The sequence below is a fragment of the Neorhizobium sp. 2083 genome (assembly GCF_031455615.1).
GTDB lineage: Bacteria > Pseudomonadota > Alphaproteobacteria > Rhizobiales > Rhizobiaceae > Neorhizobium.
In genome coordinates, this window is sequence record NZ_JAVDTC010000001.1 from 650,774 (window position 1) to 674,400 (window position 23,627).

Annotated in this window: 21 protein-coding genes; 18 read left to right on the forward strand and 3 right to left on the reverse strand. The window is 62.8% G+C overall.

Features of this window, described 5'->3' with window-relative positions; genetic code table 11:
- Window positions 1-75: 75 nt before the first annotated feature.
- The gene (locus J2X76_RS03500; RefSeq protein ID WP_113130518.1) at window positions 76-324 is read left to right on the forward strand and encodes a BrnT family toxin; all 249 of its coding nucleotides are present in this window, start codon (window positions 76-78) and stop codon (window positions 322-324) included.
- Entirely contained in the window at window positions 321-638 is a 318-nt protein-coding gene (locus J2X76_RS03505) for a BrnA antitoxin family protein (RefSeq protein ID WP_310213209.1), read from the forward strand. Before J2X76_RS03500 ends, J2X76_RS03505 begins: the two co-directional genes overlap by 4 nt.
- Before the next feature lie 6 nt (window positions 639-644).
- On the opposite strand, the gene J2X76_RS03510 is transcribed toward J2X76_RS03505, so the two are convergent.
- On the reverse strand, window positions 645-1,646 hold the full coding sequence (locus tag J2X76_RS03510; RefSeq protein WP_310213212.1) for a Gfo/Idh/MocA family oxidoreductase: 1,002 nt from the start codon (window positions 1,644-1,646) through the stop codon (window positions 645-647).
- Between the two features lie 469 nt (window positions 1,647-2,115).
- Here J2X76_RS03510 and J2X76_RS03515 point away from each other — a divergent pair, with 469 nt between their 5' ends.
- The 5 genes from J2X76_RS03515 to glgB all read left to right on the forward strand — a co-directional run bounded on the left by J2X76_RS03515 (window position 2,116) and on the right by glgB (window position 12,984).
- A complete protein-coding gene (locus tag J2X76_RS03515) occupies window positions 2,116-2,664 on the forward strand; it encodes a cupin (RefSeq protein WP_405029999.1) in 549 nt (182 codons plus the stop codon).
- Window positions 2,665-2,965: 301 nt separating this feature from the next.
- A complete protein-coding gene (locus J2X76_RS03520; RefSeq protein WP_113283640.1) occupies window positions 2,966-3,940 on the forward strand; it encodes a tripartite tricarboxylate transporter substrate binding protein in 975 nt (324 codons plus the stop codon).
- A 262-nt stretch (window positions 3,941-4,202) separates the two neighbouring features.
- The gene (locus tag J2X76_RS03525) at window positions 4,203-7,457 is read left to right on the forward strand and encodes an alpha-1,4-glucan--maltose-1-phosphate maltosyltransferase (RefSeq protein WP_310213216.1); all 3,255 of its coding nucleotides are present in this window, start codon (window positions 4,203-4,205) and stop codon (window positions 7,455-7,457) included.
- 14 nt (window positions 7,458-7,471) lie between these two features.
- Window positions 7,472-10,780 (forward strand): maltose alpha-D-glucosyltransferase, encoded by a 3,309-nt coding sequence (gene treS, locus J2X76_RS03530; protein ID WP_405029970.1) that lies wholly within the window; start codon window positions 7,472-7,474, stop codon window positions 10,778-10,780.
- The gene (gene glgB / locus J2X76_RS03535; protein ID WP_310213219.1) at window positions 10,777-12,984 is read left to right on the forward strand and encodes a 1,4-alpha-glucan branching protein GlgB; all 2,208 of its coding nucleotides are present in this window, start codon (window positions 10,777-10,779) and stop codon (window positions 12,982-12,984) included. Before treS ends, glgB begins: the two co-directional genes overlap by 4 nt.
- A 298-nt stretch (window positions 12,985-13,282) precedes the next feature.
- Here glgB and J2X76_RS03540 read toward each other — a convergent pair whose 3' ends face one another.
- A complete protein-coding gene (locus J2X76_RS03540; RefSeq protein WP_310213221.1) occupies window positions 13,283-14,476 on the reverse strand; it encodes a winged helix-turn-helix domain-containing protein in 1,194 nt (397 codons plus the stop codon).
- A 108-nt stretch (window positions 14,477-14,584) separates the two neighbouring features.
- On the opposite strand from J2X76_RS03540, the gene J2X76_RS03545 reads away from it, so the two are divergent.
- Genes J2X76_RS03545 through J2X76_RS03555 form a run of 3 tightly spaced genes read left to right on the forward strand, consistent with a single transcriptional unit; the run spans window position 14,585 to window position 16,459 of the window.
- A complete protein-coding gene (locus tag J2X76_RS03545) occupies window positions 14,585-15,262 on the forward strand; it encodes an energy-coupling factor ABC transporter ATP-binding protein (RefSeq protein WP_310213223.1) in 678 nt (225 codons plus the stop codon).
- Window positions 15,259-15,864: an energy-coupling factor transporter transmembrane protein EcfT gene (locus J2X76_RS03550; protein ID WP_310213226.1), complete on the forward strand. Its 606-nt coding sequence runs from the start codon at window positions 15,259-15,261 to the stop codon at window positions 15,862-15,864. Before J2X76_RS03545 ends, J2X76_RS03550 begins: the two co-directional genes overlap by 4 nt.
- Window positions 15,865-15,895: 31 nt before the next feature.
- Window positions 15,896-16,459 (forward strand): biotin transporter BioY, encoded by a 564-nt coding sequence (locus J2X76_RS03555; RefSeq protein ID WP_113283635.1) that lies wholly within the window; start codon window positions 15,896-15,898, stop codon window positions 16,457-16,459.
- Between the two features lie 13 nt (window positions 16,460-16,472).
- Here the strand turns inward: J2X76_RS03555 and J2X76_RS03560 are convergent, their stop codons facing one another.
- Window positions 16,473-16,871, reverse strand: coding sequence for a thioesterase family protein (locus tag J2X76_RS03560; protein WP_162732518.1), 399 nt, complete (start codon window positions 16,869-16,871; stop codon window positions 16,473-16,475).
- Window positions 16,872-17,017: 146 nt separating this feature from the next.
- On the opposite strand from J2X76_RS03560, the gene J2X76_RS03565 reads away from it, so the two are divergent.
- From J2X76_RS03565 to J2X76_RS03600, 8 genes are all read left to right on the forward strand, one after another.
- Window positions 17,018-17,950, forward strand: coding sequence for a histone deacetylase family protein (locus J2X76_RS03565; RefSeq protein ID WP_113131683.1), 933 nt, complete (start codon window positions 17,018-17,020; stop codon window positions 17,948-17,950).
- A 3-nt stretch (window positions 17,951-17,953) separates the two neighbouring features.
- The gene (locus J2X76_RS03570) at window positions 17,954-18,208 is read left to right on the forward strand and encodes an exodeoxyribonuclease VII small subunit (protein WP_038540522.1); all 255 of its coding nucleotides are present in this window, start codon (window positions 17,954-17,956) and stop codon (window positions 18,206-18,208) included.
- Window positions 18,209-18,367: 159 nt separating this feature from the next.
- Complete coding sequence (locus J2X76_RS03575; RefSeq protein WP_310214702.1) at window positions 18,368-19,303, forward strand: TAXI family TRAP transporter solute-binding subunit; 936 nt, start codon at window positions 18,368-18,370, stop codon at window positions 19,301-19,303.
- A gap of 172 nt (window positions 19,304-19,475) precedes the next feature.
- A complete protein-coding gene (locus tag J2X76_RS03580) occupies window positions 19,476-21,584 on the forward strand; it encodes a TRAP transporter permease (protein ID WP_310213246.1) in 2,109 nt (702 codons plus the stop codon).
- 10 nt (window positions 21,585-21,594) lie between these two features.
- On the forward strand, window positions 21,595-21,954 hold the full coding sequence (locus tag J2X76_RS03585) for a DUF1850 domain-containing protein (RefSeq protein ID WP_310213249.1): 360 nt from the start codon (window positions 21,595-21,597) through the stop codon (window positions 21,952-21,954).
- Between the two features lie 40 nt (window positions 21,955-21,994).
- Window positions 21,995-22,306, forward strand: a complete 312-nt coding sequence (locus J2X76_RS03590) for a nucleotidyltransferase family protein (RefSeq protein ID WP_113130788.1) — start codon at window positions 21,995-21,997, stop codon at window positions 22,304-22,306.
- A 16-nt stretch (window positions 22,307-22,322) separates the two neighbouring features.
- Window positions 22,323-22,658, forward strand: coding sequence for a HepT-like ribonuclease domain-containing protein (locus tag J2X76_RS03595; RefSeq protein ID WP_310213254.1), 336 nt, complete (start codon window positions 22,323-22,325; stop codon window positions 22,656-22,658).
- Between the two features lie 10 nt (window positions 22,659-22,668).
- Window positions 22,669-23,592 (forward strand): pirin family protein, encoded by a 924-nt coding sequence (locus tag J2X76_RS03600; RefSeq protein ID WP_310213258.1) that lies wholly within the window; start codon window positions 22,669-22,671, stop codon window positions 23,590-23,592.
- The last annotated feature ends 35 nt before the right edge of the window (window positions 23,593-23,627 follow it).

A 23,627-nucleotide genomic window follows, 5' to 3' on the forward strand; every position in this document is an offset into this window, starting at 1 on the left:
TAGGGTTGCAAAAGGTTTCGGACCGTTCCATCGTCGCTCGTTGTCGGGCGGCGATTTTTCGTGTACGGATATTAATTGAAGATCATCTGGGATGAGACGAAGCGGATTGCGAATATCGAGAAGCACGGTCTCGATTTCGCCGATCTATATTTCGAGTTCTTTTTGACCTCGGCCATCGTGCCTGCGCGACATGGGCGGATGAAAGCCATCGGTCGAATGAAAGACGGCGTAGTCGCGGCAATCTTTGTAAGACTCGGCTCTGAAGCGCTCTCGGTCATTTCGATGCGCCCCGCCCGAAAAGATGAGAGGAGCCTGGTCGAATGAATATCAAGGTCCAGAAACAGAAGGAATTCCAGCCCGGCCGTGGTTATACCAAGGAAGACTGGGATGAAGTCTCGAACAATCCTCCCTGGACGGAGGAAGAGCTGAGGAGTGCGCGGCCTTTCAGGGAAGTCTTTCCCGAGATGGCCGCGAAGATGGAACAGGCGATTGCCGCCCGCGGCCGGCCAAAGCTCGAGGCGCCCAAGGTGGCCGTCACGCTGCGGCTCGATCCCAACGTGCTCGAAAAATTCAAGGCGGCCGGCAAGGACTGGCGAGCCAGGATGGCCGAGGAACTGCGCAAGGCGGCCGGGCTCTGAGACGGCTTACCGGCCGGCGGCGAGGATTTCCGCGATGAAGCGGTGAGCCTTGAGCGCATCTTCGCCGGTGACGCGCAGCGGCGTGCCGTTGCGGATCGCATCGATGAAATTCTCGATCAAAGCGCGGTGCATTTCATGGCCGAACGCCATCGGATTGGCCCCTGCCCCGCTGCCGGTTTTTTCGCCGGCCTCGACAATGCTGGTTCCATCCGTGAAGGCTGCATTGAGCGTGTCGCCGCTAAAGACGGCTGTGCCTTTGGTACCGAGCAGCTCGATGCGCTCCGGCAGGCCGGGATAAGCGCAGGTGGTGGCATTCAGCGTGCCGATCGCGCCGTTTTCGTAGGCGAAGGTTGCCGTGACGAGATCCTCCGTCTCCATCGAATGAATCGGGCTGGTGCGGACGAAGGAGGAAACGTCTTTCGGCGTGCCGGCGAAGCTCAGGAGCAGATCGATCGTGTGGATGCCCTGGGTGAGCAGCACGCCGCCGCCATCGCGTGCCATCGTGCCGCGGCCTTCCACGTCATAATAGCTCTGCGGGCGCCAGTTGCGGATCGCGGCCGATGCCTCGATCAGTTGGCCCAGCCGGCCGGATCTGACGATCTCGTCGAGCCTGAGCGCCGCCGAGCGAAAACGGTTCTGCAGCACCATGCCCAGCAGCACGCCGGCGTCGCTCGCGGCGCGGACGATCGCTTCCGAGCGCGCGAACGAAATGTCGAGCGGCTTTTCCAGGAGGATATGCTTTTTCGCCGCTGCGCATTGCCGGACCAGCTCCAGATGACTGCTCGGCGGGGTAAGGATCAGCACGGCCTCGATCGTCTCGTCGGCCAGGGTCGCGTCGAGATCGCCGGTCACGGGGATCGGGTATGCGGCGGCGAATGCCTCCCGCCGGGCGGCGGTCGGGCTGAAGGCCGCGACGCATTCGATCCGATCTGGAAGGTCGAGCAGGGCGCGGGCATGATGCCCCGCAGCCATGCCGAGCCCGACCATCGCCACCTTCAGTTTCGTCATCGCTCCCTCCCCCTCAAGATCTGCGTTGTCAGCCGAGAATGTCGAGCGTGCGCATGATGCCGCGCAGCTCCGCCAGACCTTCAGCCGCTCCATGCAGGAATAGCCGGAATTGACCTTCTTGCCTATGTCGTCGACAATCGCGTGGCCGTGGTCGGGCGTCCGATCGGTGAGCCCCATGAAATCGTAACAGACTGTCCTGATGCCGGCTTGGGCGATCGCGCGGATCGAGGCCCTTTAGTTGTCGGGCAGCCCCGGCCAACGGTCAGTTCGGGCCTTGATATCCCATGGACGACGACGCTTCCACCAAAACGACCGCCGCCTCACGCTGAAGGCGGAACCTCGTCCGGGAATGCGGGTTGGGAAGGATATCCTATCTCCCACGGAAGGTTTTCATGACCAACAAGAAGCACGCGATCGAGCAGCGACGCCCTGGACCGGAAGGATTGCGGCCGTGAACCGAAGCATCAAGATCACGCCGCCGAGCCTCGATCCGCTGGCTCCCGTTGCCGACACCACCGTCGAAACCATCTTCTTCGAACCGAGTGACTGGGTGCCGAACAATCGCGATCTGCCGGTGCTGGTCTATCGCCGCGCCATTTTGGCCGAGGGCGAGATGGCGCCGAAATTCGAAACCCGGTTCCGGCAGAATGGCTGGCAGGGCATCTGGCGCAACGGCGTGTTCGACTACCAGCACTATCACACCGGCGCCCACGAGGTGCTGGGGATCGTCGGCGGACGGGCGCGGCTGCTGATCGGCGGGCCCGACGGCACGGAACTCAGCGTCAACGCCGGCGACTGCCTGATCCTGCCGGCCGGCACCGGTCACAAGCGCATCGACGCCAGCCGGGACTTCCTGGTGGTCGGCGCCTATCCCCCCGGACAGGACGCCGACATCCGGACAGGGCCGGCAAACCAGGCGCAGATCGACACCATCGCGAACCTGCCGCTTCCAAAGACCGACCCCGTGGAAGGGGCCGATGGCCCCCTTCTTCGCGCCTGGTCGCGACGCCGTGCCTAGACATCGCATGCCGGCCTGCACCTTCTGAATGGCCGGCGACCCTTTATTCACCCCGGTTTTCCGAGGGGCGAAACGCGCTGTTTCCGGTCCGGAAATCGCTCATAAATCGGGCATTGGAATACCGCTCCATAAGCGCGGGCGTCGAGGCCATTAGATTTGCGCCGGACGCCCGCGCGGCATTTGACGACCCCCAAATTGTATGGCTACCTTATATTTTAGCGCGAGCGGGAGGAGACTGTTCGCGTCATCACATTCCGGCCTCGCCCGCGATGTCCCGGACTGACTCTAGGAGGAGAGTACAGTGAAGAAATTTCTAGCAGGCGCCCTGGCGCTGGCGTTTTCAGCCTATATACCGGGCGGCGCAATGGCCGCCGACGATTATCCGAACCGGCCCGTTACGTTGATCGCAGGCTTCCCTGCCGGCAGCGGCGCGGATGTCTATGCCCGCTTCTTCGCCAAGAAGTTGGAAGAAAAGATGAAGCAGACCTTCCTTGTCGACAACAAGCCGGGCGGCCTCGGCAGCCTTTCGGTCGTTGCGCTGAAGAATGCCAAACCGGACGGCTATACGTTGCTGATCGCGTCCGCCGACCAGTTAACGGCCGCGCCCTACATCTTCAACAACCCGCCCTACGATCCGATCAAGGACTTCGAATATATCGCACCGGTGTTCAGCCAGGCGTTCATGATGCTGGTCAATGCCAAGTCGCCATATAAACACATTTCCGAGCTGACGGCGGCGATGAAGGAAAAGGGCGACAAGGCGTCCTATTCCACATCCAACTTCCCATCGACGATCCTCGGCGAGATGTACAAGGTCAATGCCGGTGGTCTGCAGACCCAGCAGGTCCGTTACAAGACCGCCGCCGACGCACTCAACGACTTTGCCAGCGGCTCGATCGATTACACGATCGGCGACCCGGTCTTCGGCCTTGCCCGCTCGCGGGATGGGACGTTGCGGGTGCTGGCCGTCAGCACGGCAAAGCGCATTTCTTCGGTACCGGATATCCCGACCTTTGCTGAAGAAGGCGTCCCGAATGTCGACGTGCGCATCTGGTGGGTTCTCGCAGCGCCGAAGGGCACGCCGAAAGCGATCATCGACACGATGTACAAGGCAATGACCGAGGTCACCACCAGCGACGACGCCCGCAAGTTCGTCGGCACCAATGGCGGCGAGCCGATGACGCTGGAGAGCCCGCAGGCGACGCTCGACTATGCGACGATGGATACCAAGCGCTGGGAAGAGTGGGCGAGGATCGGCAAGCTGGAGAAACAGTGAGCGTTCCGGACGCATCACCATCAGGAAGGCCGGAGCGTTCTCCGGCCTTTTTCGTTTCAGCTTGCCCGGCAAAGAAAACCCCGGGAGGCCTCCTCAAAGCGGCAACTCGGGATTGATCATCCTCATCAAGAGCTTCGCCTGAGATGTAGGGCCGTTGAATGCGAAAACCGGCGAAACCCGGCAATTTTATCGGAACCAGCGCCGCCGCTCGACAGTTAGACCGCAGAATTCGACGGCTCTAATCGACGGCGAGGCAAAACCGATGAACACGCGCCCCCAATTCATCGCCGGGACATCCCTCGCGCAACTCCCACCGCAGATCTACTACGTTCACCCCCTGATGCTGAAGGGGATCGATGCATGGCGGGAGGTTTTCGCGCATGCCAGGGATCTCGGTTTCGACACCGTTCTGACGGCGCCGCTTTTCGCACGGGGCCCCAATGCCAGCGTCTTCGTGACGAGGGATTTCGACCGGCTGGAGCCTGAACTCCAGATCGGCGCCTCCGTCGAAGACGGGATCAAGGCCCTGATCCAGGCGGCGGGGGAAGCCAAGATCAAGCTGATGCTCGACCTCGTGGTCGACCGGGTCGCGGTGGATTCGCACCATGCCGGGCCAATCCTTGCCGATCCGCGCGTCGCACCGCGCGACAGCTGCAGCCGCGGCATCGATTTCATGAGCGAAGCCCGCCATATCGAGGACTGGCGCGAACGGATGGCGCGGCTAGCTGGCCTCGGGATTGCCGGTTTCCGCTGCCTCGGCATCGGCCGCCTAGCCCCGGAAGCCTGGTACGACCTGATCATCTCGACCCGCAAGACCGCGCCGGAAACCACCTTTCTGGCCTGGACGCCGGGCACTTCCTTCGAGGACCGCCGGGCGCTCGAGGGTGCCGGCTTCGACGGCAGCTTCTCGTCGCTCGCCTGGTGGAACCTCGAGGAACGCTGGATCCTCGACGAGTACCAGATCCAGCGCCAGCTCGGTTACCAGATCACATTCCCGGAGGCGCCTTTCGGCAAACGCATCGCTCATGGCACCGACAGTTGCGAAGTGCTGCAGAGAAAGGCGATCCGCTCGCTGAAACTCGCCTCGACCTTCGCCAGCGGGCTGATGATCCCGATGGGTTTCGAGTTCGGGGCCTCGACGCCGCTCGACCCGCTGTTTGGCGACGGATTGGGGCTCAGGGGCCTGCGCGAACAGGGTTCGTTCGATCTCTCCGGGGATATCCGCGGCGTGAACGCCGGCACCAACAAGACGGCGGCCGGGTTCGCCCGGCAACCGCTGCGCCTCATCTCCACCAGCCAGACGCCGGCCGTCGCATTGATGCAGACCGACAGGGAAGACGTCCGTTCGGCACAGAAGGTGCGCGTCGTGGTTCTGAATCGGGATCTGCGCCGCTCCGTTGCCGCTCCCTTCAACGCGCTTCGCGAGGCCGCCTCGCCCTTCCTGCCGCTCGAAGCGCCGGAGACGGACGGAGAGGCCTTCGCCGCCCAGCTCAAGCTGAAACCGGGCGAAATCAGGATATTCGAAGGCCGGTCGTCGGTGCCGATCGTCGATGCGGCGCCGGTGCCGGCCGTCGACAAGGCCACCGCCTCGCCGCGACTGGCAATCGAGAAGATCACCCCCGCGGTGGATGACGGCCGTTTCGTGGTCAAACGCATCGTCGGCGAAACTGTGAGGGTCGAGGCGGACATTTTTGGCGACGGCCATGATCCGTTGGCGGCGGCGCTCAAATGGCGGGCGGCCGACGAGGCCGAATGGAACGAGGAGCCCATGCAGCTCATCCTGAACGACCGCTGGAGCGCGGAGTTCACGCTGAAGCGCATGGGGCGCCATGAATTCCTGATCGAAGCCTGGCGCAATCCGTTCGCGATCTTCCGTTATGAATTCGCCAAGAAACACGAGGCCCGGCTCGATCTCAGGCTGGAGATCCAGGAGGGCATCAACCTCGTCCTCGATGCGCTGGACAATGCGTCCGGCAGGATCAAGACACGGCTGAAAGCCCTGTTCGACAAGCTGACCGAGTTGCAGGACCCGCAGCGCACGGAAATCCTGCTGGCGCCCGCAACCGCCGATCTGATGACGGAGGCCGACCGCCGGCCGTTCAAGGTGCAATCACAGGCGATCCCGGTCGATGCCGAGCGGATCGCTGCGGGTTTCGCCAGCTGGTACCAGATATTTCCGCGCTCGCAGAGCGGCGACCCCAACCGGCACGGCACGTTCGACGACGTCATCAAGCGGCTGCCTGAAATCCGCGACATGGGTTTTGACGTGCTTTATTTCCCGCCGGTCCATCCTATCGGCAAGACCAACCGCAAGGGTCGCAACAATACGCTGAACGCGGCGGCGGAGGATCCCGGCAGTCCCTATGCGATCGGCTCCGAGGACGGCGGTCATGACGCGATCCACCCGGCGCTCGGCACATTCGACGATTTCCGCCGGCTGGTGGATGCCGCCAGGGACGAGGGTCTTGAAATCGCGCTCGATCTGGCGATCCAGGCGTCGCCCGACCATCCGTGGCTGAAATCACATCCCGGCTGGTTCGACTGGCGGCCGGACGGGACGATCCGTTATGCGGAGAACCCGCCGAAGAAATACGAGGACATCGTCAATGTCGATTTCTACGCCCATGACGCGATCCCTTCACTGTGGGTCGAGCTGCGCGACGTCGTGCAGAAATGGGTCGACAACGGCGTCAAGTTGTTCCGCGTCGACAATCCGCACACCAAACCCTTCCCGTTCTGGGAATGGCTGATCGCCGATATTCGAGCCCGGCATCCCGAGGTGGTCTTCCTGTCGGAGGCCTTCACCAAGCCGAAGGTGATGTACCGGCTCGCCAAGGTCGGGTTTTCGCAGTCCTATACCTATTTCACCTGGCGCAATGCCAAGTGGGAACTCGAGCAATATATGCGCGAGATCACCACGGAGGAGCCGAAGGATTTCTTCCGGCCGCATTTCTTCGTCAACACCCACGACATCAATCCGGACTTCCTGCAGAACGCGCCGCGACCGGCCTACCTGATCCGCGCTGCGCTCGCGGCGACGCTGTCCGGTCTCTGGGGCGTCTATAACGGTTTCGAGCTCTGCGAAGGCCGACCGGACGCCAAGCGCAAGGAATATGCCGACTCGGAAAAGTACGAGATCCGTGCCTGGGATTACGACCGCCCCGGCAACATCAAGGGCGAGATCACCCTTCTCAACCGGCTCCGCCGCGAGAACCCGGCGCTGCACTCCCATCTCGGCCTCCAGCTTCTCACCGCCTGGAACGACAACATCATGTTCTTCGAGAAGGCGAGCGCCGGCCGCGAGAACGTTTTGCTGATCGCCATCAACCTCGACCCCTACAATGCACAGGAGGCGGATGTCGAAATTCCGCTCTGGTCATGGAACCTCCCGGACCATGGCGCGCTTGACCTCGAAGACCTGATCGGCGGCAACCGTTTCACGCTGGCCGGCAAGGTCCAACGCATCCGGCTCGATCCGCATCAAGGCCTGCCGTTTGCGATCTGGCGCGTGCGATAAGGGAGGAAAACAAAATGGACATGACGGGCAGCCGCGGTCAGACTCAGAACCAGGCGCAAGGCCAAGAGAGCGATCCCTTGTGGTACAAGGACGCGATCATCTACCAGCTCCACATCAAGTCGTTCTTCGATGCCAATGGCGACGGGATCGGCGATTTCCAGGGCCTGCACGAGAAGCTCGACCATATCGCCTCGCTCGGGGCCAACGCGATCTGGCTGCTGCCCTTCTTCCCCTCGCCGCGACGAGACGACGGCTATGACATTGCCGATTACGGCAGCGTCAGCCCCGATTACGGCACGGTGGACGAGTTCAAGGCTTTCGTCGAAGCGGCGCACCAGCGCGGCATAAGGGTGATCATCGAGCTCGTCATCAACCACACGTCCGACCAGCATCCGTGGTTCCAGCGGGCGCGGCATGCCCCAGCCGGCACGCCGGAGCGGGATTTCTACGTCTGGTCGGATACGGACCAGAAATTTCCCGAAACCCGGATCATCTTCCTCGACACGGAAAAATCGAACTGGACCTGGGACCCGGTCGCCGGCGCCTATTACTGGCATCGTTTTTATTCCCACCAGCCGGACCTCAACTTCGACAATCCGCAGGTGCTGGAAGAACTGCTCGGCGTCATGCGCTTCTGGGCGGATACCGGCATCGACGGGTTCCGGCTGGACGCCATCCCCTATCTCGTCGAGCGCGAGGGAACCAACAACGAGAACCTGCCCGAGACGCACGAGATCCTGAAGAAGATCCGCGCCTCGCTCGATGCCACGCACCCCGGCAAGATGCTGCTCGCAGAGGCCAATCAATGGCCGGAAGACACCAACGAATATTTCGGCAATGGCGACGAATGTAACATGGCGTTCCATTTTCCGCTGATGCCGCGCATGTACATGGCGATCGCCAAGGAAGACCGTTTCCCGATCACTGACATCATGCGGCAGACGCCGGAAATCCCGGAAAACTGCCAATGGGCGATCTTCCTTCGGAACCACGACGAGCTGACGCTCGAAATGGTGACCGACGAGGAACGCGACTACCTCTGGAACATCTATGCCGCCGACCGCCGCGCCCGCATCAATCTCGGCATCCGCCGCCGCCTTGCTCCCTTGATGGAGCGCGACCGCCGGCGCATCGAGCTGATGAACGCGCTGCTTCTCTCCATGCCCGGAACGCCGGTCCTCTATTACGGTGACGAGATCGGCATGGGCGACAACATCTATCTCGGCGACCGCGACGGGGTGCGCACGCCGATGCAATGGTCGCCGGACCGCAATGGCGGTTTCTCCAAGGCCGACCCGGCAAGGCTGGTGCTGCCGCCGGTGATGGACCCGCTCTACGGATACGAGGCGGTGAATGTCGAGGCGCAGGGCGCCGACGCCCATTCGCTGCTCAACTGGACGCGGCGGATGCTGGCCCTGCGCAACAAGCATTCCGCCTTCGGGCGCGGTTCGCTCAGGTTCCTGGCGCCGGGCAACCGCAAGATCCTTGCCTATCTGCGGGAATACAATGGCGACACGATCCTCTGCGTCGCCAATCTGTCGCGCCTGCCGCAGGCGGTGGAGCTTGACCTGGCGCAGTTCGCCGGACGCGTGCCGATCGAACTGTCGGGCATGTCGCCGTTCCCGCCGATCGGCCAGCTCACCTATCTGCTCACCCTGCAGCCTTTCGGCTTCTTCTGGTTCCAGCTGGTGGCGGAAGCGGACGGCCCGGTCTGGCGCAAGGAGCCGCCGGAGCAGATGCAGGACATGGTGACCATGGTCACCCGCCGCGACCTGCAGGAACTGGTCGACCAGCCGCGGCTTGCCGGCACGCTGTCCAACGAGGTCCTGCCCGCCTATCTCGGCAAGCGCCGCTGGTTCGGCTCCAAGGGCGAAATCCTGACCGGAGCCTCGCTGGTCGCCGCAACGCCGATCCCCTTCGCCAACAACATCCTGCTCGGCGAACTCGAAGCGGAGGTGAACGGCCGCAAGGACACCTACCTGCTGCCGCTTGCCGTCTCCTGGGACGATGCCCAGCCGACCGCGCTTGCCCAGCAGCTGGCGCTCGCGCGCATCCGGCAGGGCCGCCGCGTCGGCTTCCTGACGGACGGGTTCGCCATGGAGGGACTGGCGCGCGGCGTGATCCGCGGCCTTTGCGAACGTTCGGTGATTTCCGGCCGTGCCGGCACGCTGGAATTCATCGGCACCGACAAGCTCGACTGCCTGACGATCAACGAGGACATGGCCATCCACTGGCTGTCGGCCGAGCAATCCAACAGTTCGCTGATCTTGGGCGACATGGCGATGGTGAAGCTCATCCGTCACGTCTTCCCCGGCATGCATCCCGAAGTCGAGATGACCCGGTACCTGACCAATGTCGGCTACCAGAACACGGCGCAACTGCTCGGTGAGGTCGCCCGCACGGCCCCGGACGGAAGCCGCTATACGCTGATCATCGTGCAGAGCGCGATCCGCAATCAGGGCGACGCCTGGAACTGGATGCTCAGCAACCTGCGCCGCGCCATCGACGAGATCGTCGTGACCGGGCTCGAGGGCGACGTCGTGGACGAGCATTTCAAGCCGCTCGTCAATTTCGTCATGGCCATCGGCAAACGGCTCGGCGAACTGCACGTGGCGCTTGCCCAGCCGACCGAAGACCCGGACTTCCAGCCGGTCCAGGCCACGGCAGCCGATGCGGAAAAATGGCGAGAGGCTGTCAGGGGACAGATTTCGCAGAGCCTGGGAATCCTCGAAAAGACGGTAGAGGGTCTCGACTCGGATATAGCGCGCGAAGTGCAGGGGCTTCTGGAACGCCGCGACGACCTTCTTGGCCTCGCCACGCATTTCGCCGGAGCGGTGGAAGGCACGCTGATGACCCGCAACCACGGCGACTTCCATCTCGGCCAGATCCTGGTCGCGGAAGGCGATGCATACATCATCGACTTCGAAGGCGAACCGACCCGCGACCTTGCCGAGCGGCGGGCAAAGACAAACCCATTACGCGACGTCGCAGGGCTCTTGCGCTCGCTCAGCTATCTTGCAGCCTCTGCCGATCTCGACCGGGAGATCGTCAGCGAGGTGGAGGGCGCCCGCCACAAGGCGCTGGTCGGCCGGTTCATGGAGATGGCGGAACCCGCCTTCCTCGAAGCCTATTTCGAGGCCACCGGGAGTTCGGAAGCGTTGCGCATCCATGAGGACGACCGGGAACGCATCCTTGATCTCTTCCTTCTTGAAAAAGCTGCCTACGAGATCGCCTACGAGGTGCGCAGCCGCCCCCATTGGCTCCCCCTGCCGCTTGCCGGCTTCTCGGCGATCGCATCCCGACTTCTGGAGAATGTCTCATGAGATACGAGCGCGCAGACCTGATGATCGGCACCGCCCGCGAGGGCCTCGCTGCCCTTGTCGAAGGACGGCACGGAGACCCGTTCTCGATCCTCGGACGACATCAATACGGCGATCTCACGGTGGTACGGGCGCTTCTGCCCGGCGCGCTGGCGGTCGAAGTGGTGGAGGCCTATACCGGCAAGGTGCTGGCCGAGCTCGAAACCATCCATGAAGGCGGGGTTTTTGCCGGCGTGACCGGCAGCACGGCGCCCTATTTCTTCCGGATCCGCTGGCCGGATGCCGTACAGGAAATGGAAGATCCCTACGGCTTCCCGCTCCTGCTCGGCGATCTCGACCTGCATCTGATCGGTCAGGGCACCCATTACGACCTCGGCCGGACGCTCGGCGCTATCCCGATGGAGGTCGAAGGCATCGAGGGCGTACGCTTTTCCGTCTGGGCGCCGAATGCCCGGCGCGTCTCCGTCGTCGGCGATTTCAATTCCTGGGACGGGCGGCGGTATCCGATGCGGCTTCGTCCGCAGGCGGGCATCTGGGAAATCTTCATCCCCCGCCTCACCCACGGCGAGCGCTACAAGTTCGAACTGCTCGACGGCAACGGCAACCTGCTGCCGCAGAAGGCCGATCCGGTGGCCCGCGCCAGCGAGGCGGCACCATCCACGGCCTCGATTGTCGCTTCATCGAAACCGTTCCGCTGGAACGACGAGGAGTGGATGCGCAGGCAACGCACCGAGCGGGATCGCGAAGGCGCGATGTCGATCTACGAGGTGCATCTCGGCTCGTGGCTGCGGATCGCCGAAGAGGGCAACCGCCATCTCGACTGGGTCGAGCTCAGCCAGCGGCTGATCCCCTATGTGCAGAACCTCGGCTTCACCCATATCGAGATGCTGCCGATCATGGAGCATCCGTTCGGCGGTTCCTGGGGTTACCAACCGCTCGGGCTGTTCGCGCCGACCGGGCGCCACGGCACGCCGGAGGATTTCGCCTATTTCATCGATCGCTGCCATCAGGCCGGCATCGGCGTCATCCTCGACTGGGTGCCGGCGCATTTTCCGACCGACGTCTGGGGGCTTGCGAGGTTCGACGGGACGCCGCTCTACGAACATGCCGATCCGCGCGAAGGGTTTCACAAGGACTGGAACACGCTGATCTACAATCTCGGCCGCAACGAGGTGAAGGGGTTCCTGATCGCGTCTGCGCTGGAATGGCTGGAGCACTATCATGTCGATGCGCTGCGGGTCGATGCCGTTGCCTCGATGCTCTATCGCGACTACAGCCGCAACGAGGGCGAATGGATCCCCAACCAGTATGGCGGCCGAGAAAATCTGGAGGCCGTCGAATTCTTCAAGCACCTGAACAGCATCATCCATGACCGCTGCCCGCACGCGTTCACGGCGGCGGAGGAATCGACCGCCTGGCCGGGGGTCACCAGGAAGACCGAAGAGGGCGGCCTCGGCTTCGATTTCAAATGGAACATGGGCTGGATGCACGACACGCTGCATTACATGCAGGACGACCCGGTCTACCGGAAATACCACCATGGCGCCATGAGCTTCGGGATGATCTATGCCTATTCCGAACGCTTCATCCTGCCGCTCTCCCATGACGAGGTGGTGCACGGGAAGGGCTCGCTGCTGGCCAAGATGCCGGGCGACCATTGGCAGAAGCTTGCCAACCTGCGCGCCTATTACGGCTTCATGTGGGGTCATCCCGGCAAGAAGCTCATGTTCATGGGTGGCGAACTGGCGCAGGAGAGTGAATGGAACCACGACGGCTCGGTCGTCTGGGACCTGCTGGACAGGCCCGACCACGCCGGCGTCCAGCGGCTGATCCGCGATCTCAATGCGCTCTATGCGCAGGAACCCGCGCTGCAATACGGCGATCTGCACCATGAAGGCTTCGAATGGGCGGTCGCCGACGATGCTGAGAACTCGGTCTACGGCATGCTGCGCTCGTCGCCGGACCGTTCGTCGTACATGCTCGTCCTGTCCAACATGACCCCGGTACCGCGCCAAAGCTATCGGATCGGCGTGCCCAGGGAAGGCCGCTGGGACGTGGTGCTCAATACCGACGCCGGGGTTTATGGCGGCGCCAATCTCGGCCAGACGGAAGCCTGGACGGAACGCCAGCCGGCGCATGGCAGGGAATTTTCCATCTCCCTGATCATTCCGCCGCTTGCGACGGTGTTCCTCAGGTGGAAACAGTAGGTGGGCGCGAGTTACCACGGATATTCCAAAATTGAGGGCGTGCCGTAGGCACCCCCCTCTGCCCTGACGGGCATCTCCCCCTCAAGGGGGGAGATCGGATGGAGCAGCCCTTTCGACTCCATCACGATCGTCCAAGGACGGAGTAAGGGACGTTGCCTCGCCTGAAGCAAACTTCGAGCTTCAACGGAGGACGGTGAGCCCGCCCCTAGCCGATCTCCCCCCTTGAGGGGGAGATGCCCGGCAGGGTAGAGGGGGGTATCGCGGGCACAAAGATGGCCTTAAAGCAAAGGCAAACAACCTATTCCCCCCGCCAGCCCTCCTGATAGGCCACCTTGTCCACCCCCGCGAACCGCCCGACCCGCACCAGTTCCGCCTCCAGCTTCTCCAACCGCCCGGCTGAAGCCCGAACGCCCTTTTCAAGCCAGAGCTTCTTCACGTCCAGCGTACCCGACTTGCGGTCCGCCTTCATGTCGATGCGGCCGATCATCCGGTCGCCTTCAAGCAGCGGGAAGACGTAATAGCCGTATTGCCGCTTCGGCTCCGGCACGAAAACCTCGATGCGGTAGAAGAAGTCGAACAGCCGCTCGGCGCGGTCGCGGTTGCGCAGCAACGGATCGAAGGGGCTGAGGACGCGCACCCGGGCGGGCGGTTCGAGGATCGGCCCAAGGTTTTCCGGAAAACCGTCAAAGGCGAAGGATGGGCGCGGACGGCTGCCGTCGGCGGTCTCGATCAGCACTTCCGTGAGTTCATCGCGATGGGACTTCACCCAGTCCTTCGCCTCGTCGGGCGTAACCAGATCGAAGAAGGCGGCAAGCTCGCCGGAGGTCGCGAAACCGAGGCGAGACATGGCGCCGCGGCAGGCCCAGTCGACGAATTCTTCGTGGCTGACTTCCGGCTCGTGATGATGCAGCGGAATGACCCGCTCCATCAGGTCGTAGATCTTCTGGAAGTTGACGCGCCCGGCGATCGCCAGCTTGCCGGTGTGCCAGTAATATTCGAGCGCCGTCTTGTTGGGGTGCCAGTTCCACCAGCCGCCGGACTTGTGATCCTCCTGCTTCATGTCGCGGGACATGATCGCGCCGTTTTCGGCGATGTGCCGGAAGGTGTCCTCGAAGGCGGCGTCGAACCCCTCGCCGTGCCATTTCCTCCAGCGTTCAGCCAGAACCGGCTCGCGGCGGCGAAAACGGTGTTTCCAGTAGCGGAAGAAACTGGCCGGAATGATCGAGGCGTCATGCGTCCAGTGTTCGAACAGCTCCCCGTCCTTTTCCAGAAGTGCTGTCAGGTGCTCGCGCCGGTAGGTCTGGTTGCGCGAAAACAGGATCATGTGATGGGCGCGCTCGACGGTGGCTATACTATCCACCTGGACAAAGCCGAGATCGTCTATGAGTTGCAGCAGGCCGGCCTTGCTCAGCGCCCGGCCGGGCGGCTCGCAGAGCCGCTGCCGTTCGAGGAATATTCTGCGGGCCTGATCGTTCGGAATGAGAATCGCCATGGGATGTAGACTAGGATGTCGCCGCGCCGGATTCAATGTTCACGTTCGGTTCTACATTCCCCTTCCCCTTCTTCCGGTCTATAGACCGCTGAACAGCGAGGGACAGGCTTGGATATCCGTTTCGAACAGGCAGAAGCGCGTTTCGAGGGACGCACCGTCGTCCATCCGCTGACGCTGTCGTTGACCGAGCGGCGGATCGGCGTGATCGGCCTCAACGGCTCCGGCAAGACCACGTTCGCGCGGATGATCAACGGGCTGGTCCTGCCCGCCGCGGGCCGGGTGAGCGTCAACGGTTTCGATACGGTGAAGGACGGCGACAAGGTGCGCGGCCAGGCAGGGTTCATCTTCCAGAACCCGCAGAACCAGATCATCCTGCCGATCCTGAAGGAGGATATCGCGCTCGGGCTGAAAAGCCGCAAACTCCCGAAGGCGGATACGGAAAAGGCGGTGGAGGCCGTGCTGGCCCGTTTCGGCATCGCCGATCTCGGCGAACGGCGGGCACATGAGCTTTCCGGCGGCGAATTGCAGCTGGCGGCGCTCGCCTCGGTTCTGGTCACCCGGCCGGATATCCTGATCATGGACGAGCCGACCAACCAGCTCGACCTCAGGAACCGGGGCCTCGTGGAGCGGACGATCCACGGGCTCGAGGAAAACGTCATCGTCATCAGCCATGATCTCGGCTTGATCGCCGGCTTCGACCGGGTCCTGCTTTTCCATGAAGGCCGCCTTGCCGATGACGGTGCGCCGGCGAAGGTCATCGCCCGCTACCATGAGCTTGCGGCATGAAAACGCTCTATGTGGAGGGCGACACGTTTCTGCACCGGCTTTCGCCGCGCCCGAAACTTCTCGGCCTCGCGGCTGTCAGCCTCGTCCTCTTTCTGATCCATTCGCCGGCCGTTCTGTCAGGCGCGGCCATTCTCGGCGGTTTCGTCTATGCCTCGCTCCGGCTCGGATGGCGCCAATCCTGGCTGCGGCTGCGGCCGATCCTCATGACCATCGCGATCGTTGCGCTGTTCACGCTCGCTTTCAACGGCCCTCATGACGCGCTGGTTGCGGCGACCCGGCTGACGGCGCTTGCCTTCTTCGCCGCGGTCGTGACGGCGACCACCAGCACCGGCGATTTCATCGACGAGATCACACGTCTTGCCATGCCGCTCGAACGTCTGGGGGTCGTCAAGGCCGCCGATATCGGGCTTTCGATCGGTCTCGTCATCCGTTTCGTGCCGGAAATCCTCAGCCGCTACCAGGCCATCCGCGACGCCCATCGCGCCCGAGGTCTCAAGCCGAAACCGCTGACGCTTGCCGTGCCACTCATCATCCTGACGCTCAAAAATGCCGACGAGATTGCCGCTGCCATTGACGCACGCGGCATCCGGGCGCAGAAATAACGGCACGTAAAGACCTGAGGATTCGCATCGCATGACCACCCGTGATCTCGTTCTGGCCGCCCTTTTCGCCGCCATTATCGTGGCGCTCGGTCTCGTGCCGCCGATCATGCTCGGGTTCATTCCGGTGCCGATCACGGCGCAGTCGCTGGGCGTCATGCTGGCGGGCGTGATCCTCGGCGCCAAGCGCGGCGGTTTCGCGGTGCTTCTGGTCCTGCTGCTCGTCGCAATCGGCCTGCCGGTGCTGTCGGGCGGACGCGGCGGCCTTGCCACCTTCGCCTCGCCGACGGCCGGTTATCTCGTCGGCTGGTTCTTCGCGGCCGTCGTCACCGGTTATTGTTCCGAGCGTTTCGTCGATCGGTCACAGACCGGGATCGTGCAGATCACGGGATTTTTCCTCGCGGCGCTGCTCGGCGGCGTGGTCATCGACCATGCGCTCGGGGTCATCTACCTCGCCTATGTCACCGGAACCGGGCTTTCGACGGCCTTCATCGGCGATCTCTCCTTCATTCCGGGCGATGTGCTGAAGGCGATGATCGCGGCACTTGCGGGGCGCGCCGTGATGGTCGGGTACCCGTTGCTGCCGCAACGGGCCTGATCACAGACTCTTATCAATCCAGGAACTGGTAGAGCCAGTCGCGCAGGTCTTCTGGAAGCGGGATCGGCTCCTTGCTCTCGGGATCGCAGGTTATCCAGACGATCTCGGCCTCCGCGACGGCCTCGTTGCCCCGCAGCATATGCACCAGAAAACCGGCGGACTTTCCGCCGATCTTGCTGACCCCGATATGGGTGTGGACGATATCGCCGAGTTTCAGGGCCGAATGGAACGTGCAGGTGATCTTGCCGATGCTGAAGAACGGATCGTCCTTCTGCGGCTTGCGGCGACGCCAGAATTCCGTGACGGCTTCTTCCGCCCGCACGACATAGGATGACCGGAACATCTCTCCGTTCATGTCGACATCCCGGAAGGGAACCCGGAATTCCTGAGACTTGACTGACTCTTTCGCCACGATGCCCTCTGGGTTGCACCCACTCATGTAAGACCATTCTTTCAAGCTAAACAAGTGCGAGAGCAAGGGGTTGCAGCTTGAAAAAGTCCGCTTTCTGCGCCATGTCGGAATGGTCCAGACCGGACTGACCCTCACGAGGCCGCCGCATGACCACGCGCCTTTACGAACACAAGATCTTCCTCGAACACCGTACGCCCGAAGGACATCCCGAAAGGGCGGACCGGCTTCGATCGCTGGCGATCGCGCTGGAGCATCCGAATTTCGCCCGGCTCGACCGCAAGGACGCGCCACAGGCGAACGAGGACGCCGTTCTGCTTGCCCATCCGGAAGAGCACCTGCGGGCCGTGATGCGTGAAATTCCCGAGGAGGACACGATCCGCCAGATCGAGGCCGACACCTATGTGGGGCCGAAAAGCCTGCAGGCGGCGCTGACCGGGATCGGCGGCGCGATGGCGGCCATCGACGACGTGGCGACCGGCAAGGTGGACAATGCTTTCGTGGCGGCAAGACCGCCCGGCCATCACGCCGAAAAAGACAAGGCGATGGGTTTCTGCCTGTTCAACAACGCCGCGATCGCAGCCCGGCATGCACAGAGGAAATACGGCATCGAGCGCGTCGCGATCGTCGACTGGGACGTGCATCACGGCAACGGCACCCAGGACATCTTCTGGGACGATCCGTCGGTTCTGTTCTGCTCGACCCACCAGATGCCGCTTTATCCCGGCACCGGCGCCAAGGACGAGACCGGCACCAGGAATAACGTCGTCAACGCCCCGCTTTCGCCCGATACCGGCAGCGAACATTTTCGCGAAGCCTTCAAGAGCCGCGTGCTGCCGGCGCTCGACAATTTCCGGCCGGATTTCATCATCATTTCGGCCGGCTTCGACGCGCATCATCGCGATCCGCTGGCGCAGATCAACCTTGTCGGCGACGATTTCGACTGGGCGACCGGGCGGCTGATGGAAATGGCGGGGAAGTATGCCAACAACCGGGTCGTCAGCCTGCTCGAGGGCGGATATGATCTCGAAGGGCTCGCCGAATCGGCGGGCATGCACATCTGCAGACTGATGAAGGGATAGACGATGACCGAAAACACCGAGAGCCTCGATGTGAGCGGCTATTCCTTCGAAAAAGCCGTCGCCGAACTCGAAAGCATCGTGGCGCGGCTGGAGCGCGGCGACGTGGCGCTCGACGAGTCGATCGCCATCTACGAGCGCGGCGAAGCGCTGAAGAAACACTGCGAGAAACTGCTGACGGCCGCCGAAAACCGCATCGAAAAGATCCGCCTCGACCGCGCCGGCAAGCCGCAGGGCGTCGAGCCGCTCGACGGCGAGTGAGCTTCCCCGCCTAAACCAAAGTCTTACGACCTTCGCACGGAATGCGTCATAAACCGATTGACGCACCGGAAGTGCCTCCCCATGATGGCCTCCATCTTATGGTTGTTTTGGGAGGAGACCATTATGAATTTCGGCGTGAAGGCCAGCAAAATCAATCTCATGTTCGCGGCGACGCTTGCCGTTTCGACGGCGTTTTCCGCAGCCGGCGCGAAGGCTGCGGAATTTATCAACGTGCTGACCGGCGGCACATCGGGCGTCTATTATCCGCTCGGCGTCGCGCTTGCGGAAATCTACGGACAGGGGATCAAGGACAGCCGCACCCAGGTGCAAGCGACGAAGGCCTCCGTCGAAAACCTCAACCTGCTGCAGGCAGGACGCGGCGAAATCGCCTTCTCGCTCGGAGATTCCGTGCAGGAGGGCTGGAAGGGCAACAAGGAAGCGGGCTTCCCCGCCAAGCTCGACAAGCTGCGCGGCATCGCCGCCATATATCCGAACTATATCCAGGTGGTGGCGAGCGCCGAATCCGGCGTGAAGACGCTTGCCGACCTCAAGGGCAAGAGCCTGTCGGTCGGCGCCCCTGCCTCCGGCACCGAGCTCAACGCCCGGGCGATCTTCACCGCCGCCGGCATGTCCTACAAGGATCTGGGCAAGACCGAATATCTGCCGTTCGCCGAATCGGTCGAACTGATCAAGAACCGCCAGCTTGATGCGACGCTGCAATCGGCCGGCCTCGGCGTTGCCTCGATCCGCGACCTTGCCACCTCGCTGAAGATCAACGTCGTGGCGATCCCGGCCGCCGAAGTCGCCAAGATCGGCGCGCCCTATGTCTCGGTGAAGATCCCGGCCGGCACCTATGAAGGCCAGACCGCGGATGTCGAGACCGCCGCCGTCGGCAACTTCCTGATCACCCATTCGGGCGTCTCGGACGAGACGGTCTACCAGATGACCAAGCTGCTGTTCTCCAACCTGCCGAAGCTTTCCGCAGCCCACGCGGCCGCCAAGGCGATCGACGTGAAGAAGGCGCTGGAGGGCATGCCGGTGCCGCTGCATCCGGGCGCCGAGCGGTATTACAAGGAAGTCGGGTTGATCAAGTAAAGGGAGCGATTGCCCCTCATCCGCCCTGCCGGGCACCTTCTCCCCGTCAGGACGGGGAGAAGGACATATGCCGCACCGTCTTCCCCTCTCTCGGCCGTGCTCGGGGCACGTCCCCTCTCCCCGCAAGCGGGGACAGGGTTAGGGTGAGGGGCAAGCGATCTCCGGAGCAAACATGTCCGAATCCACAATGCACCATCCGACAGGACCGCAAAGCGCCGAAGAGCCGATCGAGGGCCTGCCGGCCGGTTTCGGTGAAGGGACCACCGGGCGTATCGCCTTCTGGATCGCGTTCACCTTCACCCTCTTCCAGATCTGGACCGCGGCCTATGGCACGCTTGCGAGCCAGATCGTCCGCGCCATGCATGTGGGCTTCCTGCTGCTGCTTGGCTTCGTGCTGATCGGCAATCTCGTCGCCAGGACGAAGGCCGGCAAGATCTGGTTCTGGGCGCTCGGCATCGTCGGTTTCCTGACCGGCATCTACAACTGGGTGTTCTATCACGACCTCATCGTCAGAAGCGGGTTCCTGACGACGCCGGACCTCATCGTCGGAGCGCTGCTGATCGTGCTCGTTTTCGAAGCCGCACGGCGCCTGATGGGCCTGCCGCTGACGATCATCGCCGGTTTATTCCTGGCCTACTGCTTTCTCGGACAATATGCGCCCGGCCCATTCGTGCATCGCGGCTACGATTTCGAGCAGATCATCGAGAATTTCGCCTACGGAACCGAAGGCATCTACGGCACGCCGATCTATGTCTCGGCGGCCTATATCTTCATCTTCGTAGTGTTTGCGGCCTTTCTGGAACGCGCCGGCATGCTGGCGCTGTTCAACGACTTTGCGCTCGGCCTCGTCGGCACCTGGCGCGGCGGACCGGCACAGGTCTGCGTGATGTCCTCGGCGCTGATGGGCACCATTTCCGGCTCGGGCGTCGCCAATGTCGTGGCGTCGGGCCAGTTCACCATTCCGCTGATGAAGCGCTTCGGCTTCCGCTCCGCCTTTGCGGGCGGCGTCGAGGCGACGTCGTCGATGGGCGGGCAGATCATGCCGCCGGTCATGGGTGCGGTCGCCTTCATCATGGCCGAGACGCTCAACGTCTCCTATGCGGAGATCGTCAAGGCGGCGATCATCCCGGCGGTCCTCTATTTCGGCGTCTGTTTCTGGATGGTGTTCCTGGAAGCCGGCAAGGCCGGCCTCAAGGGCATGAGCAAGGCCGAACTGCCGAACCCCTGGGCGGCCGTCCGGGAGCACTGGCCGCTGATCCTACCGCTCGCGGCCCTCGTTTACCTGCTGTTTGCCGGTTATACGCCGATCTTCGCCGGTACGATGGGCCTTGCTTTGGTGATCGTGCTGATCCTCGGCATGCCGCTTGCCGCAAGCATCGGCCCGATCGCCTTTCGCCTCGTCTTCTGGGTTCTGCTCGGCGTCGCCGCGGCCTCCTTCCTGCGCTATGGCGTGAGCTTCCTGGCGATCGTCATCCTTGCCCTGATCGCCGGCTGCTTCTTCGTCAAGGGCGGCCACCAGACGCTGGCGATCTGCCGCGATGCCATGGCCGAAGGCGCCAAGAACGCGCTGCCGGTCGGCATCGCCTGCGCCATCGTCGGCATCGTCATCGGCACGCTGACCTTGACCGGCATCGCCTCGACCTTTGTCGGCGCGATCATCCGGGTCGGCGAACACAACCTGTTCCTGTCGCTGGTGCTGACGATGATCACCTGCCTGATCCTCGGCATGGGCATCCCGACCATCCCGAACTATATCATCACCTCGTCGCTTGCGGGGCCGGCGCTGCTCGAACTCGGCGTGCCGCTGATCGTCAGCCACATGTTCGTCTTCTATTTCGGCATCATGGCGGACCTGACGCCACCGGTGGCGCTGGCCGCCTTCGCCGCCGCTCCGATGGCCAAGACATCCGGGCTGAAGATCGGGGTGGAAGCGACCAAGCTCGCCACGGCCGGTTTCGTCGTGCCTTTCATGGCCGTCTATACGCCGGCACTGATGCTGCAGGATCCGGGTGCGATCGCCGCGGCATGGGGTTACCCGGTGGAGGTCGCCTATGTCGTCCTCAAGGCATGTTTCGGCATCGCGCTCTGGGGCACGGCGGTGGTCGGCTTCCTGTTCGCGCGCATGGCGACCTGGGAGCGGCTGCTCGCCTTCATCGCCGGCGCAAGCCTCGTGATAGCCCTCCCATGGACCGACGAACTGGGCTGGGTGCTCGGGGTTGCCGTCGTCGCGCAGCACTGGTGGCGCAACCGCAACGCCCCGGCCGCTCCGGCACTTAACTGAGCGCCGGCCGATGAGCCTCTGTATCCTGGCGGGCGGAAAGACGACGGCCATCGCGCTCTCGATGTTCACGCTCTCCTGGACCCATTCGGTGCAGAAAACGGAATGGCGCGAAACCTGGGCGATAACGCCGGCCGGCCTGGAGCTTCGGCAGGCCGAGGTCAAGGGTTCCGGTGCGGGCATGGAGCCCGGAGCGGATGCGGTGCTGAAGGACGGCTGGTGGGTGTGGCACCCGGTCCTGCCGCCACAGGAACGCGTTTCGCTGGCGGCTTCAGGCATGACACCGAGCGGGTGGAGGCTTTGCCATGACGGCGGGTGCGTGGAGCTTGGAACGACCGCGGGGGATGAGGTCGTGCTGAGCAGGTGCCCTTGAAGCTCTCGACCAAATCCGGCGGGTCCACTATATTACCCGCATGGACAAGGATCTGGTCATTGCCAAGCTGAGGGAGCACGAGGACGAGCTGCGCGCCGCGGGTGCGGAGCATGTGTCGATCTTTGGCTCTGTGGCCAGGGGCGAAGCAACGACGGAGTCCGATCTCGATATTCTTGTCAAATTTTCCGAGCCCGTAATCAAATCCGGCCTCGGATACTTCAGTGCTTTGGCGATCCTGCAGGAGCGCATTACCGAAATTACAGGGTACGAAAACGTCGATGTGATCGCCGAACCAATTCAAAAGGAGAACGTGCGGCGCTCCATAGAACGGGACCGCGCCATTGCCTTCTAAACGCCCTCTGACGCGGATGCGCGATATCGTCGAAAATGGTGCTGCAATCCTTGAGTATACCCAGGGCATGGATTTTCACGCATATGCGAAAAACAGACTGGTCCGGGACGCAGTCGAGCGATGTTTTTCGCGTGTTTCCGAAGCGTCGGTCAAACTCAGCTCGTTGGCTGAAGAACTGTTCCCCGCGCATGACTGGCTCGCCATTCGGAATCTAGGCAATGTTTTGCGTCATGATTATAACGGCGTTCTGGACTCCGTGATTTGGACGACCATTGTCGAGCGTCTTCCTCCCCTTCTCCTTGAACTCGAAACATTCCTCGCCCGATATCCCGAAGACCAGGAAACACTGTAGCGAGCATCCCATGTCCTTTTTCCCCGGAACCGACCCGGCCGCGGGCGACGCCTTTGCCTGCGACGCGATCGAGAACCTGATCATCCCGCGCACCAGCGATATCGGCGGATTTTCCGTGCGGCGCGCTTTGCCCAGCCGGCAGCGGCGGCTGGTGGGACCGTTCATCTTTTTTGACCGGATGGGGCCGGCGCTCTTGCGCGCCGACGAAGCGCTCGACGTCAAGCCGCATCCGCATATCGGGCTCTCCACCGTGACCTATCTGTTCGACGGCGAGATCAAGCATCGCGACAGTCTCGGCACCGAACTGGTCATCCGGCCGGGCGACATCAACCTGATGACCGCCGGCCGCGGCATCGTGCATTCGGAACGCACGCCGGAAAACCTGCGTGGCCATCCGATGTCGGTTTCCGGCCTGCAGACCTGGCTGGCGTTGCCGGACGACAAGGAAGAGATCGATCCCACATTCGCGCATACGGGCAAGGAAAACATGCCGCTCATCGACGCCGACGGCGCGAAAGGCCGGATTGTGATTGGCGCTTTCGAAGGTCTTGGCTCGCCGGTCTCGACCTTTACCGACACGCTCTACGTCGATCTCCGCCTTGAGGCAGGCAGACGCTTCCCGTTCGCCGCGGCGCATGAGGAGCGGGCGATCTACATTCTTTCGGGCGAACTCGTGGTTTCGGGCGACCGGTTTGCTGCCGATCAGCTTCTCGTCTTCCGGCCGGGTGACAATATCACGCTCGAAGCCGGCGCGATGGGCTGTCATCTGATGCTGTTCGGCGGGGCGGCGCTGAATTCCAAGCGCTATATCTGGTGGAACTTCGTTTCCTCCTCCAGGGAGCGTATCGAAAAGGCGAAAGAGGAGTGGCGCACCGGCCGTTTCGACATCGTGCCCGGCGACGAGGAGGAGTTTGTCCCCTTGCCCGCCGCCTGAAATCGGGTAGAACCCGGGGTCATGCAACTTGAAAA

Coding starts and splice junctions, on each gene's coding strand:
- J2X76_RS03505 (WP_310213209.1), top strand. CDS start 321: ATGAATATCAAGGTCCAGAAACAGAAGGAATTCCAGCCCGGCCGTGGT.
- J2X76_RS03510 (WP_310213212.1), bottom strand. CDS start 1,646: ATGACGAAACTGAAGGTGGCGATGGTCGGGCTCGGCATGGCTGCGGGG.
- J2X76_RS03525 (WP_310213216.1), top strand. CDS start 4,203: ATGAACACGCGCCCCCAATTCATCGCCGGGACATCCCTCGCGCAACTC.
- treS (WP_405029970.1), top strand. CDS start 7,472: ATGGACATGACGGGCAGCCGCGGTCAGACTCAGAACCAGGCGCAAGGC.
- glgB (WP_310213219.1), top strand. CDS start 10,777: ATGAGATACGAGCGCGCAGACCTGATGATCGGCACCGCCCGCGAGGGC.
- J2X76_RS03540 (WP_310213221.1), bottom strand. CDS start 14,476: ATGGCGATTCTCATTCCGAACGATCAGGCCCGCAGAATATTCCTCGAA.
- J2X76_RS03550 (WP_310213226.1), top strand. CDS start 15,259: ATGAAAACGCTCTATGTGGAGGGCGACACGTTTCTGCACCGGCTTTCG.
- J2X76_RS03555 (WP_113283635.1), top strand. CDS start 15,896: ATGACCACCCGTGATCTCGTTCTGGCCGCCCTTTTCGCCGCCATTATC.
- J2X76_RS03565 (WP_113131683.1), top strand. CDS start 17,018: ATGACCACGCGCCTTTACGAACACAAGATCTTCCTCGAACACCGTACG.
- J2X76_RS03570 (WP_038540522.1), top strand. CDS start 17,954: ATGACCGAAAACACCGAGAGCCTCGATGTGAGCGGCTATTCCTTCGAA.
- J2X76_RS03575 (WP_310214702.1), top strand. CDS start 18,368: ATGTTCGCGGCGACGCTTGCCGTTTCGACGGCGTTTTCCGCAGCCGGC.
- J2X76_RS03580 (WP_310213246.1), top strand. CDS start 19,476: ATGTCCGAATCCACAATGCACCATCCGACAGGACCGCAAAGCGCCGAA.
- J2X76_RS03585 (WP_310213249.1), top strand. CDS start 21,595: ATGAGCCTCTGTATCCTGGCGGGCGGAAAGACGACGGCCATCGCGCTC.
- J2X76_RS03590 (WP_113130788.1), top strand. CDS start 21,995: ATGGACAAGGATCTGGTCATTGCCAAGCTGAGGGAGCACGAGGACGAG.
- J2X76_RS03595 (WP_310213254.1), top strand. CDS start 22,323: ATGCGCGATATCGTCGAAAATGGTGCTGCAATCCTTGAGTATACCCAG.
- J2X76_RS03600 (WP_310213258.1), top strand. CDS start 22,669: ATGTCCTTTTTCCCCGGAACCGACCCGGCCGCGGGCGACGCCTTTGCC.